Origin of the sequence: Pelomonas dachongensis, from assembly GCF_043555865.1 — a bacterium.
Taxonomy (GTDB): Bacteria; Pseudomonadota; Gammaproteobacteria; order Burkholderiales; family Burkholderiaceae_C; genus Pelomonas; species Pelomonas dachongensis.
In genome coordinates this window covers 1-347 of the sequence record NZ_JBIGHY010000048.1, presented here as the reverse complement: position 1 = coordinate 347, position 347 = coordinate 1, and the positions used below count along the sequence as shown (strand labels likewise).

The window sequence follows — 347 nt, the reverse complement described above, 5'->3', positions numbered from 1 at the left end:
CTCGGACCAGGGCATGCGCCGGCCAAGAACCGCGAGCGGGTGGCGGGGATCCACCATGCCATCCAGCCGTGCGCGGAAGAAGTCGTCGGTCGCCATCGCCAGTTCTCCAGAACTCCCAGAAATCAATAGCTATTGCATTTGATTCTGGGAGTTCTGACCATCGGCATTCACCCCGCATCGCTAGTGTTCATGCGGGTTCCGGGCGTTTTGCAGGGCCGACTACTTGGCCTTGACCGCCGTATGGACGGCCTTGCTGGCAGCGGCTATGGCGGGATTCAACAGCGCCATGAACTTCAATCCCGAACTATCGCGTCAGCCGGTGCTTCACCAGACATGACCCGCCGCTG

1 protein-coding gene is annotated in these 347 nt (G+C 60.8%); it reads left to right on the top strand.

The window, feature by feature from the left end; genetic code table 11:
- Nucleotides 1–132 precede the first annotated feature (132 nt).
- Nucleotides 133–347 (top strand): hypothetical protein (locus tag ACG02S_RS26270; RefSeq protein ID WP_394473446.1); only part of this gene is annotated, 215 nt, incomplete at its 3' end.